Below are 16,816 nucleotides of genomic sequence, written 5' to 3'. Positions count from 1 at the left end.
CGGTGACGTCGCGGCTGCCCGTTTTCCCCCTTGGGACGGTGCTTTTCCCCGGCCTCGTGCTGCCGTTGCACATCTTCGAGGAGCGTTACCGCGACCTCGTGAAGCATCTGCTCAGCCGGCCGGACGGTGATTCACGCGAGTTCGGCGTGGTGGCGATCCGGCAGGGCTGGGAGACGCTGCCCACAGCGGCGCCGCCCGGACCGCCGTCCACGCAGCCGCCGCGCCTCGGCCCGGTGCCGACGACGACGCCGCTGCCCCCGCCGCCCGCCGCCGTTCCGGCCGGTCCGGGCGACGTGGCGCTGCACGAGATCGGCTGCACCGCGGAGCTCCGCCAGGTCACCGAGCTGCCGGACGGCCGCTACGACATCGTCACGGTGGGCCGGCGCCGGTTCCGGGTGATCTCCATCGACAAGGAGTCCGAGCCGTACCTGATGGCCGAGGTCGAATGGCTCCCCGAACCGGAGGGCCAGGAAGAGCTCGCCGACCTGCTGGCGCCGCGGGTGCTGGCGGTGTTCCGGCAGTACCTCACCTTGATCCGGGCCGACGAGCAGGAGCTGACCGAGCAGCTGCCGGAGGACCCGACCGTGCTGTCCCACCTGGTGGCGGCGACGGCGGCGCTGACGCTCGAGGACCGGCAGAAGCTGCTGGCGACGCCGGACACCGCGGCGCGGCTGCGGTCGGAGCTGCGGCTGCTGAGTCGGGAGGCGGCCCTGCTGCGCCAGGTGCGCGCGGTGCCGGTGCCGCTGCGCGAGCTGGCGGTCCCGGCGAGCCCTAACTGAGCACGCCGGCCACGTAGTCGGTCAGGCGCCGGGTCAGCTTCGCCGCGGTGAGGTCGGTGCGGCCGAGCTCACGCCAGGGTCCCGCGACCTTCTCGGCGTCGGGCGCGAAGGCGAGGGCGTCGACGATCCGCCAGTACGGGTCTCCGGACAGTGCGCCGCCCGCGGCCCGGTAGTGGTCGGCGAAACCCAGCCCGGCCTCCGCGCCGTGCAGGAGGGCGATGGCGGTGGCGCAGTGCGCGACGTCGAGGTCGGTGGGACCCCACGAGGTCTCGACCCAGTCCACGACTCCGGTGATCGCGTCGCCGGTGAAGAGGACGTTGCCGGGGTGGAAGTCACGATGCAGGAAGGCACCGTCGTACGCCGGCGGCTCGCCCTTGATCACCTCGACCGCGCGCCGCCACAGCGTGCTGTCCTCGGGCACCCGGACGCGGGCGGGATCGGTCCACGCCTGGTAGGTCCGGGGCCGCTCGGCCACCGCGTGGATCTCGACGAGCTGCCGGGCCAGCGCGGCCGACCGGTCGTCGACGAGGTCCACGCGGCCGGGCAGGAGCGACATCAGCAGTGACGGGTGCGGGCAGTGCTCCCCTGCCGGGTCGACGGCGAGCAGGCGGGCGGCCGGGACGGGGGTGCCGGCTAGCGTCTGGAGAATCGCGGCCTCGCGGGCGAGCAGGCCGGGCGCGTGGCGGACGTAGAAGGGCTTGAGAAAGGACCGCAGGACAAGTGGGTACGGGTCCCCGGTACCGCCGATGTCGAGCCGGCACATCCGCGAGGTCCAGCCGCCCCGCAACGGCGTGACCGTCTCGATGCGATGGCCGGCGGGAAGGGCCTTCTCGACCCATGCGGTCGTACGCGGCTCGAGCCTCATCAGCGACCGGGGTGCTCCGGTGGGTCGTGCGGCCGGTCATTGAGCACGTAGAACGGGTTGGTCGGCTGGGGCGGGAGCTGGACCCGGGCGTCGGGCCGCAGCGAGGGTGTGCGCGACCAGCCGGCCAGCAGCGTGTAGACGATCACGGCGCCGAAGGTGGCGATGAGCAGGTCGCCGTGCACGAACGGGACGACGTCCCAGAGCTTCGTGAAGCCGCCGGCCCGCAGGTCCGGCGGCCGGATGATCATGTCGCCGGGCTGGGCGGCGAGGATCTCCGCGCGGTAGTCGCCGATCCCGATCCGCCGCCCGACCTGCCAGGCCAGCACGCTTGCGCCGACGGTCCCGACCATCAGCGCGACGAGCGTCAGCGGGCCGCGGTAGCGCTTGAACGCGATCCAGGTCACCAACGCCGCGACCACACCGAGCGCGAACAGCAGGATCGTGAACCAACCGTCGGAGGCGATGAACTCCTCAGGACTCGGCGTCGCGAACACGGCGCCGTCGTCGGTCTTGATGATCGGCACACCGGGCGCGACCAGGGTCCAGAGCAACCCGAGCGGCGCACCGACCACGGCGACCACGACGGCGGTCAGGCCCGCGGCCCCGAGCCGCTTCTTCAACGGCAACCGCGGCGCAGGCGCCGGCGCCGCCGGCCAGGCGGGGTCCGCGGACGCCGCCGTGCCGTATTGCCCGAAGTCGGAGCCCGGTCCCACCGCGCCCGTGACGTCCGAGCCCGGCGCCGTCGCGCCCGTGCGGTCCGAGTCGGGCGCGGTCGCGCCCGTGAAGTCGGAGCCTGGCGCTGTCGCGCCCGTGAAGTCGGAGCCCGGCCCCGTCGCGGCCTGGCCTGAATGCCCCGGGCCGGTCGTTCCCGGGCCGGCCACCGGCGGACCGCTCCCGCCGGCCGCGGGATCGTGCGGCTCCGCCTGCGGTGCGAGACCTGGACCCGTCGGGTAAGCGTGATCAGCCGGCCGCCAGCCGCTTGGCGGCGTGTCCCACGGCCCTCGGTTGGCCGCGGCCGCTCCATGCGGGTCGAGCGGCGCGAACCCCTCACCCCGCGGCGCACCGGTGCCGCCGGATCCTCCCGGACCGGTGACGTCAGGTGCGGGGGGCCGGGGAGGCGAGGCGTCCGCCGTCGGGTTGGCACCGGACCCGGCGGGCGCCGCCCAGGACCCGTCGGTCGGTTCGGGGTTGGCGGCGGTCACCGACCGATCCTCTCAGGCGAATCGCCCAATGCCCACCGCACCCCGCCGTTCCCGATCAAGCCGCCGACCCCACCGCCATCAGGGACCACACAGGCCACACACAAGATCGACCGCCGTGGAACGGGCACGCACGGTCGGCACGGCGCGGCGACCCTGGCGACCGTCGCGATCGGCACCCCCGAGTGGACGTCATACCGGCTGCGCGTGCCTCCGCCAACGATGCGGCCACGGTCGCCGAACTCACAGCCGGGTCGCCTGGCCGACAAACCTGTCGACCGGCCGCACGTTTACGACCGCCGGCCACCCGACCGGGCCGCCCGGCTCACGGTCAGCGGGCGAGTTCGACGGCCGACGGCCCGAGCAGCGCCTTCAGATCCGCCATCAGCGCCGTCGTCGGTGCCACCCGGAGCGGGCTCAACCTCAGGACCGTCGCCTTCGAGCCGTTGACCAGGCGCACGTGGACCTCCGACGGGCCCGGGTGCGTGTTGAGGATCTCGCGCAGCCGCTCCACCAGCGGCGGCGTCACCCGGTTCGTCGCGATGTTCATCACCACCGGCTGGTTGCCGTCGGCGCCGGCGGTCGAGATGTCCGGGATGGACATGTCCATCGCCATGATGCGGGCCTGGTCGTCGCGGCGGTCGACCCGGCCCTTGACGACGACGATCGCGTCCTCGGCGATGTACTGACCGACCAGCTCGTAGGTGTTCGGGAAGAACAGCACCTCGACACCGCTGGTCATGTCCTCGATGGACGACGACGCCCAGGGGCGGCCCTGCTTCGTGATCCGGCGCTGGACGCCCGTCAGGATGCCGGCCAGCGTGACCACCGCACCGTCGGGGATCGCGCCTTCCTCCGACAGCGCCGCGATCGGGGTGTCGGCCGCGGCCGACAGCGCGCGGTCGAGGCCTGACAGCGGGTGGTCCGACACGTACAAGCCGAGCATTTCGCGCTCGAAGGAAAGCTTGTCGGGCTTGTCCCACTCGCTCTCGGGGATCGTCGGCGCGGCGACCATCGCGGTCTCCGGCGCGTCGCCGAAGGCGGCTCCGAAGAGGTCGTACTGCCCGACCGCCTCGTTGCGCTTGATGCCCATGAACGAGTCGATCGCGTCCGCGTGGATGGCCAGCAGGCCCTTGCGGCTGTGGCCGAGCGAGTCGAACGCGCCCGCTTTGATCAGGGACTCGATCGTGCGCTTGTTGCAGGCCACCGCGTCGACCTTGCGGAGGAAGTCGTAGAAGTCCGTGTAGGCGCCCTGCTCCTTGCGGGCCCGCACGATCGCCTCGACGACGTTGACGCCGACGTTGCGGACCGCGGCCATGCCGAACCGGATGTCGTTGCCGACGGCGCCGAACCGGGCCAGGGACTCGTTGACGTCGGGCGGCAGCACCTTGATGCCCATGCGCCGGCACTCCGCGAGGTAAACCGCGGCCTTGTCCTTGTCGTCACCGACCGAGGTCAGCAGCGCCGCCATGTATTCGGCCGGGTAGTTGGCCTTCAGGTAGGCGGTCCAGAAGGAGACCAGCCCGTAGCCCGCGGTGTGCGCCTTGTTGAAGGCGTAGTCGGAGAACGGGACCAGGATGTCCCACAGCGTCTTGATCGCCGCGTCGGAGTAGCCGTTGTCCCGCATGCCCTGCGAGAACGGCACGTACTCCTTGTCGAGGATCTCCTTCTTCTTCTTGCCCATCGCCCGGCGGAGCAGGTCGGCGGCGCCGAGCGTGTAGCCCGCGAGCTGCTGCGCGATCGCCATGACCTGCTCCTGGTAGACGATCAGCCCGTAGGTGTCGCCCAGGATGTCTTCGAGCGCGTCGGCCAGCTCAGGGTGGATCGGGACGACCGGCTTGCGGCCGTTCTTCCGGTCGGCGTATTCGTTGTGCGCGTTGGCGCCCATCGGGCCCGGCCGGTAGAGCGCGAGCACCGCGGAGATGTCCTCGAAGTTGTCGGGGACCATCGACCGCAGCAGCGAGCGCATCGGGCCGCCGTCGAGCTGGAACACGCCGAGCGTGTCGCCGCGGGCCAGCAGCTCGTAGGTCGGCTTGTCGGCCAGCGGCAGCTGCTCGAGCACCACGGTCTCGCCGCGGTTGTGCTGGATGCCGTCGAGGCAGTCATCCATGATCGTGAGGTTGCGCAGGCCCAGGAAGTCCATCTTGAGCAGCCCGATGGACTCGCAGGCGCCCATGTCCCACTGCGTGATGATCGCGCCGTCGTTGTCGCGCCGCCAGATCGGCAGGACGTCCATCAGCGGCTCGCCGGACAGGATCACGCCGGCCGCGTGCACACCGGGCTGGCGGATCAGCCCCTCGATGCCCTTGGCCGTGTCGACGACCTTCTTGGTGTCGGGGTCCGTCTCGTAGAGCGTGCGGAACTCGGCGGCCTCGGCGTAGCGGTTGTGCGACGGGTCGAAGATGCCCGACAGCGGGATGTCCTTGCCCATCACCGGCGGCGGCATCGCCTTGGTGATCTTGTCGCCGACCGCGAACGGGTAGCCGAGCACCCGGGCCGCGTCCTTGATCGCCGCCTTCGCCTTGATCTTGCCGTAGGTGACGATCTGGGCGACCCGCTCCTCGCCCCACCGCTCGGTGGCGTAGCGGATCATGTCGCCGCGCCGGCGCTCGTCGAAGTCCATGTCGATGTCGGGCATCGAGACGCGGTCGGGGTTGAGGAACCGCTCGAACAGCAGGCCGTGGTCCATCGGGTCGAGCTCGGTGATCTTCAGCGCGTAGGCGATCAGCGCGCCCGCCGCCGAACCACGCCCCGGCCCGACCCGGATCTTCTCGCGCCGGGCGTATTCGCAGAGGTCGGCGGTGACCAGGAAGTAGCCCGGGAAGCCCATCTTGCAGATGACGTCGAGCTCGTAGTCGGCCTGCTTGAGCCGGTCGTCGGGCACACCGTTGGGGAACCGCTCGCGCAGGCCGCGGTGCACCTCGGCGCGCAGCCAGGACTCCTCGGTGTAGCCGTCGGGCACCGGGAACGACGGCATCAGCTTGCGGTGGCCGAACACCGACGAGTAGTCGCCGATCTTCTCGGCGATCTCCAGCGTGTTGGCGCAGGCGCCGGGCACCTCTTTTTCCCAGAGCTGGTACATCTCGGCCGCGGACTTCAGGTAGAAGTCCCGCGCGTCGAACTTGAACCGCTTGGGGTCGGCCATCGTGGACCCCGACTGCACGCAGAGCAGCACCTCGTGCGAGTCGGCGTCCTTCTCGTAGGTGTAGTGCAGGTCGTTGGTCGCGACGGGCTTGAGGTTGAGCCGCTTGCCGAGCGCGAGCAGGTCCTGCCGGATCCGGGTCTCGATGTCGAGCCCGTGGTCCATCAGCTCGAGGTAGAAGTTGTCGCGGCCGAAGATGTCCATGAACTCGGCGGCCGACGCGCACGCCTTCTCGAAGTCGCCGATCCGCAGCCAGGTCTGCACCTCACCCGAGGGGCACCCGGTGGTCGCGATGATCCCCTTGCCGTGCTCGTGCAGCAGCTCACGGTCGGCCCGCGGCTTGAAGTAGTAACCCTCCAGCGAGGACCGCGACTGCAGCCGGAAGAGGTTGCGCAACCCGTCGGCGTCAGCGGCGAGCATCGTCATGTGGGTGTAGGCGCCACCACCGGAGACGTCGTTCTCGCCACCGTCGGCCCACCGCACCCGCACCCGGTCACGCCGCGGCGTGTTGGGCGTGAGATAGGCCTCGACCCCGATGATCGGCTTGATCCCGGCGCCGGTGGCCTGCTTGAAGAAGTCGTAGGCGCCGTACATGTTGCCGTGGTCGGTCATCGCCAGCGCCGGCATGCCGAGCCGGTTGGCCTCGGCGAACAGCTCCTTGAGCCGGGCGGCACCGTCGAGCATCGAATACTCGGTGTGCACATGCAGATGCACGAACTTATCTGAACTACTCATGACGCCCTCCCAGTCCCCCAAACGTGTTCCGCCCGTTGACTCATCAGCACGTTGGTGCCCCTCTCGGGAGGGTGGCGGACCGACCTGCGATCTCGTGGAAGGACGGGATGCCGAGGTTCGTGACGCTTGCTCGCTGCGTGCGGGCTTCCAACTGCGCAAGCTTCTCGTCGGCCGCTGCCAGGCTGACCCGGAGGCCTTCGGCCTCCCCGCGCCAGCCCTCGCGTACGGCCTCTTCGATCCGCGCTATCAGGTTGTCGCAAATTTCGGTCAGGCGAGCCTTCTGAGCAGGGTCAACGCGCAGTAACGGGCACTTGACGCAGCTGTGCTCGTGAACGCAGTCCATGCCGTAGGCGCGCCCGCAGTCGCCGAGGGACACCTTGCGCCGCTCGAAGTGGCCGAGGAACTCTTCCCACTCCGCATCGGTCGGCGACCGATATTCCTCGCTTGGGCGCAACTCTCGACGGCGAGAGATGAACGCGCGGTGCCCCTCGATGACCTCTTGGGAGTAGACCGCCTTGTAGCCCATCGTGGTGTTGATGTCTTTATGCCCAAGGACAAGCTGAGCAATGTGTGGCGGCATGCCGTTCAGGATCGCCTCGGTGGCGAATATTCTCCGAAAGTCGTGCGGTTGAAAGTGCAACGGCTGCCCGGCGACGTCAACAAGCCCGGAGTAAAGCAAGATCTCGTTGAGGCACCGGCGAATCGTTCCTGAGGAGATCCGCCGCGACTCTCCATTCACAGACAGAGCGCGGAGCCGCCCGATGACCGCACTGAGCACATCGGCCAGTTCCGGGCTGACGACGAGCAGCCTCTCCTGATCCGTCTTAGACGGCGCGATCTGCAGCAGAGGCACGAGTTCGTTCGTGGAGGGCACTTTGAACTGCGTGATGCTGTGATGGCTGGCTTCCAGCATCTCTTCGATACGCACGCCCGTGTTCCGAAGGAACTCCACGGCAGCCCATCCCCAGAAAGCGCGATGTTCTGCCTGCGCCAGATCGATCCTGCGTTCGCTGCTGTCGAAGGCGATACACGAGCTGTCCGGGTTGCCGCGATCAGCGCTAACACCTTTTCGGTAAACCTCGCCAAGGACTGAGAAACTCTGACCACCCTTGGCCTCGCGCACCGCGCCAAGGCGTTCCCTTGCCTCTTTGAGGTTCCGCTCGGCAGCTCGAATCAACGTGGGCAACACCGGCAGCCGTTCCCGGGTTCGCTGATCCATCCGTGCCTTGGTTCGCGCAAGATTCTTCTTGTTGGAGATCTCTGCAGCACCGATGGGGCAAGGCACCGCCCATGGTCCCCATCGACTAGGGTCCTCCAACGCGCACTGGGCCAGGTCGAGGTAGAAGGCGCGGATGGACACGAGAATTTTGATGTAGCTGCCGTCCCCGCGTGGGGCTGTGACATCTCCGGTTGTTCCATTGGGCAACCGGCGCCGAAGCACTTTGACTCGGAGTCGCTCTTTAAGAGCCTTGGCGGTCGCAGGCTTCAGGTGGAGGGACGTGATCCCCGGTTCAATGGCCTCGACGTTCTTCCAGAAATGTAGAGCCAGGTTACGGGACAGCTCTTCAAGGGACCCGTAGTCGAGTACTGGCTGGCGCTCCGAGAGGTAATCGACAAAAAGATCTCTGACCTGACCGTTTTCCACGGAGTATCGGTCAATCAACTCTTCAACACTGACTTGCCCGGACCTCTTCTCCAGGGCTCGCAGCGTGTGCGGCGATTCGTCGGGGAATCCGCCTAGTCCTCGCAGCAGCGAGTAGTAGAAGGTTCTGCCGCTACTACCAGCGAGCACTTTGGATTCGACGTCGCAGAGTTGCAAACAGTCGCCTACGGTGATGTCCGCAACAGTGCCGCCCTTGGCGATCAAAATTACCGCGATCTGGTTGCGTGCCCACATGCCTTGGCTGGAGTTCCAGAGCTGCTCATCCGTTGCCGCTTGCAAGCGCGCGAAGCCTTCAGGGTCTCGGTGCACTGCCATGGCGTGGCGCCAGTGGCGGGACCGGTTAACCGTGACGAGCCATTCCATGTCCGGTCGTACGACATCCGCGCAGAACAAAGCGAGCAGACCCGCCCGCAGGTGCCGATGGTCGGCGAATTCCTCGCGGGCAGTGAGCCAGGCGACAAGCTCATCAGTCCAGTCGTTGCCCAGCTTGTGAGCGGGGCCTGCGTACCAGCGTTCTTGCCAAGTCGTTCCGGGAAAGCCTTCGAGCCATCGCAGCACTTTGTCGGCGGACCGACGCCGGATGCCCTGAGTCGGCAGATTCGCTGCCCGCAGGGCTGGCTCGTCGAACCGGGCGATGACGGCTTCTGTGCGCTGAGCGGTGGCGGGCCAATGTGTCCCCGCGTTGCGGGCGGTGAACTGGCGTTGCAGGGCCTTACCGGCACTACCCGCGAGGGACCCGTAGCGGTGCTGCGTGGGGGCAGCCGGATGGACGACGGTAGCGGTCTGCGCTGTCATAGCCGGCCGCCGAAACAAGACGTCGAGCGACTCCTGGTTGTAGCCGGCAGCGGGCGACGGTGCGGACGGCCGTGCGCTCGCGCCGGCCTGCCGTGCGTGGAAGGCGCGAACGTTAGTGATGACGTCTTCGCTGGTGGGGGTGGTGTAGATCTCGGTTGTCGACAGGTGCCGGTGGCCCAGGATCCACTGCACGTCGGTGAGCGGCATGCCGGGGTCTCGGGCCATGCGGTAGGCCGCCGTGTGACGGAGATCGTGCAGGCTCCAGTTCGAGCCTAGGAGCTCGTTGGCGCGGACAAACATGGCGCGGGCGGCGTGGTAGCTCAGCGGCCTCCACGGGCGCCTCAGCGTCCACCACAGCGGCTCTTTGGTGCCCCGCGGGACGCCGAGCCGCCACACCTCTTCCTGGTAGAGGCGGAGCCAGACGAACGCGTCGGGAGACGCCGGCAGCTCCTGGAACTCGCCGAGGCCTTTGCGCGTGACTCCGATCAGCTGCTGTCCTGGATCGACATGCCGCTGTGCCACGCCCAGCAACTCACTCGCGCGAGCCGCGGTCGACACCCAGAAGGCCAGCAGCGCCCGGTCTCGGTTGCTCCTGAGACCGGCGAACAGTTGGTTGAACTTCTCGTCCGGGATGCTCTTCGGGATACGTTGAGCGGTCCGGGGCCGGTACCTGCCCCTGCGTTCCTTCTTGAACGGTTCCATCGGGTTGTGGTGGGCGTTTGCGCGCCCGGCCCGTCGCCCTCGGTCCATCGGGAACGGGTTCATCAGCGGCCCCGTGCCGGCCTCGAGCTGGAAGTCGTAGAAGGTTCGCAGCACGGTCTCGCAGTGCGCCCGGGTCGAGGCGGCGTATTTGCGGCCTGGTGACGCCTTGCCCGTCACGGCGTTGATGGTGACGGTCTCCGCAGACCTGCTGCTCAGCGTCGCGGCGGGTTCTTCGCCAGCGCCCTTGCGGCGCCAATGGACTCGGGTGGGCTTGTCTGCGGTCTGCATCCAACGTGCGAAGTCGCGGGCTTCGATCCGAGTCGCGCGATCCCACGCCACGTCGACAGCGGCAAGGAACCGCCACCACAGCAGCAAGTCGTGGCCGTAGGCCCGGAGAGTCTTGGGAGAGCGTCCTGCGGCCTGGAGTTCGGCCATGATGGCGCGGGCCGGATCGACTCTCTCGCCGGCCGCGTCGACAAGCCGGTAGGGCTCCCACTGGTCTCCGGTCTCCACCAGACGACCAACCTCAGGGATCACGAGGCTGGCCAAGTCTCTCTCCTTCTCGCCTGGGACCTTCATGAGCACAGGACCGTAGCATCTGGGTGGGAAAGCCCTGAGCTGGGACAACTACCTCATTAGTTCAGTCAACAGGTCGAGTCGGACACCCGGGACCCCCTTCACTCAAGCGCCGTGGCGAGCCTAGTCGCGAGGTACGACAGTCGGCACCTGCCGAGCCCCGGTGAGTTGAAGATCAAATTCTCATGAAGTTCAAGATCCGGCTTTCCCGGGTTCGCGGTGGTGCGGACCGTCGCTCCCGCCGGACACCGGGCCCGCGGCACACAAGCATCACGAACACCCACAGATGCACCAGGATGGGCGAGGTGCCGACGATCCTCCTGATCCACAGCCCGCTGCTCACCGCTGCCACCTGGGACGGCCTGCGCCCCCACCTGGAAGCGGCCGGCTGGCAGGTCGTCGCCCCGGACTTCCGTCACCTGATCGAGACCCGGCCCTTCCACGCGGCCCTGTCGTCGGCGGCAGCCGCATCCGTCGCCGACACCACCCCGGCCGCGGTCGTCGCCCACAGCCGCGCGGGCGCGTACCTACCGGGCATCATCGACGCGATCGCCCATCCCGGCGTCGCCGCGGTCTTCCTGGACGCCCGCCTCCCCTACCCGGGAACCAGCTGGATCGACTCGACACCGCCGGACCGCGCGACCTGGCTACGGAAGGCCGCGGCGCACGGCCGCCTGCCGGCCTGGGACAGGTGGTTCCCCGCGGAAACCTTCGACCACCTCCGCCGCGACCCGACCCACCGCCGGGCGCTGCAGGACCTACCCGAACTGCCATGGGAGCTCGTCACGGAGACCCTCCCCGAGCCGGGCCCGGCGTGGCACTCGTCCCGCCGCGTCTACATCCAGCTGAGCCCGGCCTACCGACCCACCGCGGACCAGGCGGAGAAGGACGGCTACGAGGTCCACCGCGCGAGCACGGACCACCTGGCGATGATCACCGACCCCGCCCTCGTCGCGAACCTGCTGCGGTCAGCACTCAGCACGTGACCGGCGGGAGCCGCCGACGAACGACCGACGCGCCCGGCCGCGCGGGGTCGCGGTGGCACCGCCATCGGCGCCGGTCCCGCGACTGCCGCGGCGGCATGCCGCGCCCATGTTGCCAATCCGCGTCAGCGGGCGAAGGGCTCCAGCATGATGCTCGCCGCCTTGAGCCAGGCGTCGCGCGTCTCCGGCCGGAGCAGCTGGTATTCGATCGACGAGCCGGCCTCCAGTGCCGGGTCGTAGGGCACCACCGCCACCGCGCGCGTGCGCGTCGCGAAGTGGGCCGCGAAGTCGTCGAGCAGCGGCGACTTGCCCGGCGTCGGGCACGACAGCAGCGTCACCGCGTTGGTGGCCAGGTCGCCCATGCCCACGTCGTAGAGCAGGTCGAGCATCCAGTCCGCGGTGAACGCGGCGTCCTCCCGCGGCACCGTCGTGATCACGAGCTGGTCGGCGGCCTGCAGGACCGTCTGCCAGTTGGCGCTCTCCACGTTGTTGCCGGTGTCGACGCAGATCACGTCGTGCGTGCGGCGCAGCAGCTCCAACACCCGGCGCACCGTGTATTGATCCAGGCGCTGCGCGAACCGCGGGCTCTCCTCGCCGGCCAGCACGTCGTAGGAACCGTCCGACGCGTGCCGCAGGAACTCGTCGAGCGCCTCGGTCAGCCCGTGCCCGTGCTGCGCCTCGACCTCGGCCAGGTTGGTGATCAGGTGGCGGATCGTGCGGGCGTGCCGCGCGCTGCCGGCGCGCAGCCCCAGCGTGCCGCGCAGCTCGTTGTCGTCCCAGGCCAGCACGCCCTGCCCGCGGATGCTGCCGACCGTCGCGGCGGCCAGCACAGTCGCGGTGGTCTTGTGCACGCCGCCCTTCGGGTTGGCGAACGCGATCACCCGCGAGCCGCCGAACTCGCGGCGCAGGACGCCCGCGGCCCGCTCGACCTCGTGATCGCCCGCGGCGGCGGCGCGCCACTCGATCCCGGCCGGCTCGGGCGGGGCCAACGGCGCCGGCGGCTCGGCCACCCGTGGCTCGGCCCGCGCGTACCCCTCGTATCCCCCGCCCGTGTAACGCTCGGTGTAGTCGCCGTCGTCGAACCGGTCGCCGGTGTAGCGCTCGTCCGTGTAGCCACCCGTGGCGCCGTAGCCGTAATCGGTGTCGCCGCCGTAGTAGCTGCCCGACCGGTAGGCGCCCGGCTCGTAGGCCTCCTGCGCGGGAGGCGAATAGCTCTCGGGCGGCGGGTAGCTCTCCTGCGCCGGCGGATAGCGCCGCTCGGGCGGGTAGGACACCGGCGCCACGGCCCGGCCCTGGAAGCCGTTGACCGGCGCGACCGGGGCAACCGGCTGCTCCTGACGGTCGGCCGGCGCCCGCGGCGCGGCCACCCGGGCCTCGCGGACCTCGTGGTTCTCGCCGGTGCGACCGCCGAGCAGCGCCCGGTCGAGCAGCGCCCGCCACCGTGGGGCCGGCTCAGCCGGTCGACCCCATCCGGTCTCGGTGCCCTCCACGCCTCGCCCCTCCCGACGCGTTGTCCCGCTCGACAGATCCGGCTACGACGCAACCCTATGCGGCCCGCACCAGGACGCATATCCCCACTGTGCACATGGCGCACCGTCAGACTGGTCCAACGTGCCGGGCCGGTCACCGGATGTGGGGCACCGCACGATTACCCCGGCTCCGGTGAACCGGTCGAATCGCTGCCCACCGGCCCCGTCGGCACCGCCGTCGGCGGGTCGGCGGTCGGCGGCGCCGGCTCCGCGGTCGGCGTCGGCTCCGCCGTCGGCGTGGCTTCCACCGGTGTCGGCGTCGGCTCGACGACGGACGGGGACGGCGCCGGCGCCGGCGCGGGATCCGGCAAGGGCGGCAGGAACACGGTGCGGTCCAGCGTGCGGACCTCGGGTGCGGGGTCGACGGCGCGCACGCCCGGTCGCGCGGCGAGGCGCTTCAGGTCGGGCGCCGCCGCGCGCAGGACTGCCGCGTAGACACATGAGCAGTTCGTACGGTAAGCGGTCGCCTCCGCGATCGCCACCCGGGCGGCTGTCTCGTACACGGGACGCAGTTTCTTCTCGTCGGGTGTCCCGGTGACCTCGGCCGCGCGCTCCTGGTAGTCACGCGCCTCGCGTTCCTTACGATCCGCGAATCGGAGCATCCCGGACACCACGTCCTCGGGCACCCGCTGCACCGACATCCGGGCGATCTGCGTCTGCATGCCCGGCAGCGGCGCGCGAATGAACACTTCGGACACCGGCGCGCCGTTGAGCACGGTCGGCAGCCGGTCGGGCGCGAGATAGGCGGCGAACATGACGAGGGCGTACGGCGTGCCGTCGCCGGACGCGCCGGCCGAGAGCGCGTCCAGCTCGCGCCGGGACTCGGCGAGGTAGCTCGGCACCGACGTGCCGTCCGGGACGCCGACGCGGACCACCTCACCGGGCGGCGTGCCCTCGCGGGGCCGCTCCGCCACCCAGACCGCGGTCGCCAGCACGGCGGTGACGGAGATGAGCGACACCGCGGTCAACAGGCCGGTGTGGCCGGTGGGCCGGCGGAGCCGGTCGAGCAGGCGACCCAGCGGCGGGACGACGGCGTCGTCGATCCGACGGAGCAGGTCGTCGAAACGCACGATCCCCTCCCCCAGTCGAGTCTCGTCAGTCCCGCAGGATGTCCAGCGCGTGCTGCAGGTCGTCAGGGTAGCTGCTCTCGAAGAGCACCTCGTCGCCCGTGCCGGGGTGGACGAACGCGAGCGCCCGCGCGTGCAGCCACTGCCGGGACAGACCGAGCCGGGCCGACAGCGTGGGGTCCGCGCCGTAGGTCAGGTCGCCGACGCACGGATGGCGCAACGCCGAGAAGTGCACCCGGATCTGGTGCGTACGCCCGGTCTCGAGCCGCACGTCGACCAGGCTCGCGGCCGGGAACGCCTCCAGCGTGTCGTAGTGGGTGACGCTCGGCTTGCCGCCGGAGACGACCGCCCACCGGTAGTCGTGATGCGGGTGCCGGTCGATCGGCGCGTCGACGGTCCCGCGCAGCGGGTCGAGGTGCCCCTGCACCACGGCGCTGTAGCGCTTGTCGACCTCGCGCACCTTGAAAGCCCGCTTCAGCGCGGTGTACGCGCGCTCGCTCTTGGCGACCACCATCAGCCCGCTGGTGCCCACGTCGAGCCGGTGCACGACGCCCTGGCGCTCGGCGGCACCGCTGGTGGAGATCCGGTGACCGATAGCGGCCAGCCCGCCGACGACGGTCGGGCCGGTCCAGCCCGGGCTCGGGTGCGCGGCGACGCCGACCGGTTTGTCGACCACGACGATGTCGTCGTCCGCGTACACCACGTGCAGCCCCGGCACCGCCTGCGGGACCACCTCGGCGACCGCCTGCGGCTCGGGCAGCGTGACCTCGAGCCACGCGCCGGCGGCAACCTTGTCGGACTTGGGGCGCGGCGTGCCGTCGACGACCGCGTCACCGGCCTCGACGATCGCCGCGGCGGCCGTGCGGGACAGCCCGAAGAGCCGGGAGATCGCCTGGTCCAGGCGCATGCCGTCGAGGCCGTCCGGGACGGGCAGCGCGCGCGAGGTCACTTGTCGCCCTCGCCCGACCCAGCGTCCTCGGCCTTGGCCTTCTTCCTGCGCAGGGGTATCCGCGTGCCGTCACGCTGCCGGCCGCTGAACTCGAGGATGATCGCCAGCACGACGCCACAGGACAGGGCGCTGTCGGCGATGTTGAAGACCGCGAACTTCTCGCCGTACGGCGCGAAAAGGCTGATCATGTCGACCACGTGACCCTGGAACGGGCCGGGTGCGCGGAAGATGCGGTCGACGAAGTTGCCGAGTGCGCCGCCGGCGACCAGGCCCAGCGCGATCGCCCAGGGCATCGAGCGCAGCTTGAACGCCATCCAGGTGATCCACGCGAGGACCGCGGTCGCGATCAGCGGGAACACCCAGGTGTGGCCGCTGCCCAGGCTGAACGCGGCGCCGCTGTTGCGGATCAGGCTCAGGTAGACCGCGCCGCCGAGGATCCGCACGGGCCCGCGGCCGGTGAGCTCCTCGGTCGCGAAGTGCTTGGTGAGCTGGTCGAGCAGGATGATGAAGGCCGCCACGGCGACCAGGACCCAGATGGCCTTGGACCGGGCGCGCCTGGGTGGCGCCGGCTTCTCGTCCGCGGGCGTGGTCGCGGTCATCTGTCCCTCGTCGGCGGCGTTCAGCTCGGGCCTGCTTCCTCGTCGGCTGGGTTACGCCCGGATGCCCCCCGCGCCGGATGTCCGGTGCCGGATGTCCGATAAAGGGGTGCCCGGTCGGGCCGCGGGTGACACGGCCCGGCCGGGCAACTCTACGCGAAACCGTGGGTGCCGACCTTACCGGCGCTCCTCCAGCTGCTTGCAGGTGACGCAGAGGGTCGCGGAGGGGAACGCGGCCAGCCGCTCGACCGGGATCGGGTTGCCACACCGCTCGCACCAGCCGTAGTTGCCTTCGTCGAGCCGCTCCAGCGCCCGTTCCACCTGGCTGATCCGGTCCAGGATGCTGTTGGCGAGGGAGATCTCCTGCTCGCGCTCGAAGGTCTTCGTGCCGGTGTCGGCCTGGTCGTCGCCCGCCGAGTCGGTGAAACGGTCGCGCTGCAGAACGGTGATCTCGGTCAACGTCTGGCTGTGCTCGATCGTCAACTCTTCCCGCCGTGCCGAGAGCGCTGCGCGGATCTTCTCCGTCTCCGCGGCGGAGCGGGTCCCCCTGGGCGCCTTACGGCTTGCGGCGGTCTTCGTGTCGGCTGGCTTCCCCATGGCTTCTCCCTCAGCCGCGGCCCCCGCGGCGGTTTGTGCTGCCGCCGCGGAGGAGGAACGCTTCCTCCGCGACGCGACCGGGTCGGCAGACCCGGTCTGGATCGAGGTGTCGGCTCCGGCCGGCGCGCGTTCCGCGCCCACCTCCGACCTGGTGGCGCGGGTGCGCGACCCCGCCTTCGAGCCGCGGGCGGCGGACGTGCCACCCGCCGCCGGCGCGGCCTTCTTGCCTGGTGCGGCAGGTGCTGCCGCAGCCGTACCGGCCGCCGGCGCCGACTCGGCGCCTCCCCCGGGCCGGGCCTTCCTGGCCGGCGCCTTCCGCGCCGGCGTGGCCTTCTGTCGTTCATCCGCGGGCACCCGCTGCGCGGGCGCCGCCGCCGTCTTTCCGGCGGCCTTCTTCGTGGCCTTCTTGGCAGCCTTGGCCGGCGCGGCCTTCTTGGCCGGCGCCCGCTTGGCGGTGGCGCTCTCCGGGGCCGCGTCCTCGGTCGGCGCCGTCGCCCGCTTGGCCGCGCCCCTCTTGGCAGGCGCCGCCTTGGCGGCGGACTTGGCGGCGGCCGGCCGTGGCTCAAGTTCACGCTGCTCAACCCGATGACCACGGTCGAGCACCTGCGGGCCGTGCTCGACCGGGTCCGCGCGGCCGGC

At 70.3% G+C, this 16,816-nt stretch carries 11 protein-coding genes; 2 read left to right on the top strand and 9 right to left on the bottom strand.

Translation table 11 applies throughout. The features are described from left to right. Positions 1-2: 2 nt before the first annotated feature. Positions 3-779, top strand: a complete 777-nt coding sequence (locus AB0H87_RS09400) for an LON peptidase substrate-binding domain-containing protein (protein WP_360142049.1) — start codon at positions 3-5, stop codon at positions 777-779. On the opposite strand, the gene AB0H87_RS09395 is transcribed toward AB0H87_RS09400, so the two are convergent. From AB0H87_RS09395 to AB0H87_RS09380, 4 genes are all read right to left on the bottom strand, one after another. After that, on the bottom strand, positions 772-1,644 hold the full coding sequence (locus tag AB0H87_RS09395) for an aminoglycoside phosphotransferase family protein (RefSeq protein WP_360142047.1): 873 nt from the start codon (positions 1,642-1,644) through the stop codon (positions 772-774). The two genes, AB0H87_RS09400 and AB0H87_RS09395, sit on opposite strands and share 8 nt — an antisense overlap. Further along, positions 1,644-2,525 carry a DUF2567 domain-containing protein gene (locus tag AB0H87_RS09390; protein ID WP_360142045.1) on the bottom strand — a complete coding sequence of 294 codons (882 nt, stop codon included), beginning with the start codon at positions 2,523-2,525 and terminating at the stop codon, positions 1,644-1,646. The genes AB0H87_RS09395 and AB0H87_RS09390 overlap by 1 nt, the downstream gene beginning before the upstream one ends. A gap of 649 nt (positions 2,526-3,174) precedes the next feature. After that, positions 3,175-6,720, bottom strand: coding sequence for a DNA polymerase III subunit alpha (dnaE, locus tag AB0H87_RS09385; RefSeq protein WP_360142043.1), 3,546 nt, complete (start codon positions 6,718-6,720; stop codon positions 3,175-3,177). A gap of 43 nt (positions 6,721-6,763) precedes the next feature. Continuing rightward, the gene (locus tag AB0H87_RS09380) at positions 6,764-10,429 is read right to left on the bottom strand and encodes a tyrosine-type recombinase/integrase (RefSeq protein WP_360142041.1); all 3,666 of its coding nucleotides are present in this window, start codon (positions 10,427-10,429) and stop codon (positions 6,764-6,766) included. Positions 10,430-10,761: 332 nt separating this feature from the next. Between AB0H87_RS09380 and AB0H87_RS09375 the strand changes: the two genes are divergently transcribed. Continuing rightward, positions 10,762-11,442, top strand: a complete 681-nt coding sequence (locus AB0H87_RS09375) for a hypothetical protein (RefSeq protein WP_360142039.1) — start codon at positions 10,762-10,764, stop codon at positions 11,440-11,442. Between the two features lie 122 nt (positions 11,443-11,564). Here the strand turns inward: AB0H87_RS09375 and AB0H87_RS09370 are convergent, their stop codons facing one another. From AB0H87_RS09370 to AB0H87_RS09350, 5 genes are all read right to left on the bottom strand, one after another. Beyond that, entirely contained in the window at positions 11,565-12,929 is a 1,365-nt protein-coding gene (locus AB0H87_RS09370; protein ID WP_360142037.1) for an AAA family ATPase, read from the bottom strand. Between the two features lie 158 nt (positions 12,930-13,087). Further along, positions 13,088-14,038 (bottom strand): hypothetical protein, encoded by a 951-nt coding sequence (locus AB0H87_RS09365; RefSeq protein WP_360142035.1) that lies wholly within the window; start codon positions 14,036-14,038, stop codon positions 13,088-13,090. A gap of 25 nt (positions 14,039-14,063) precedes the next feature. Next, complete coding sequence (locus AB0H87_RS09360) at positions 14,064-14,942, bottom strand: RluA family pseudouridine synthase (protein ID WP_360142089.1); 879 nt, start codon at positions 14,940-14,942, stop codon at positions 14,064-14,066. Between the two features lie 38 nt (positions 14,943-14,980). Beyond that, the gene (gene lspA, locus AB0H87_RS09355; RefSeq protein WP_360142033.1) at positions 14,981-15,583 is read right to left on the bottom strand and encodes a signal peptidase II; all 603 of its coding nucleotides are present in this window, start codon (positions 15,581-15,583) and stop codon (positions 14,981-14,983) included. 174 nt (positions 15,584-15,757) lie between these two features. Continuing rightward, a complete protein-coding gene (locus tag AB0H87_RS09350) occupies positions 15,758-16,177 on the bottom strand; it encodes a TraR/DksA C4-type zinc finger protein (protein WP_360142087.1) in 420 nt (139 codons plus the stop codon). Between the last annotated feature and the right edge of the window lie 639 nt (positions 16,178-16,816).

The sequence above is a fragment of the Asanoa sp. NPDC050611 genome (assembly GCF_040654855.1).
In the GTDB taxonomy this organism is placed as follows: Bacteria; Actinomycetota; Actinomycetes; order Mycobacteriales; family Micromonosporaceae; genus Asanoa.
The sequence above is the reverse complement of the archived record's forward strand: the minus strand, read 5'-3'. Positions and strand labels throughout refer to the sequence as shown.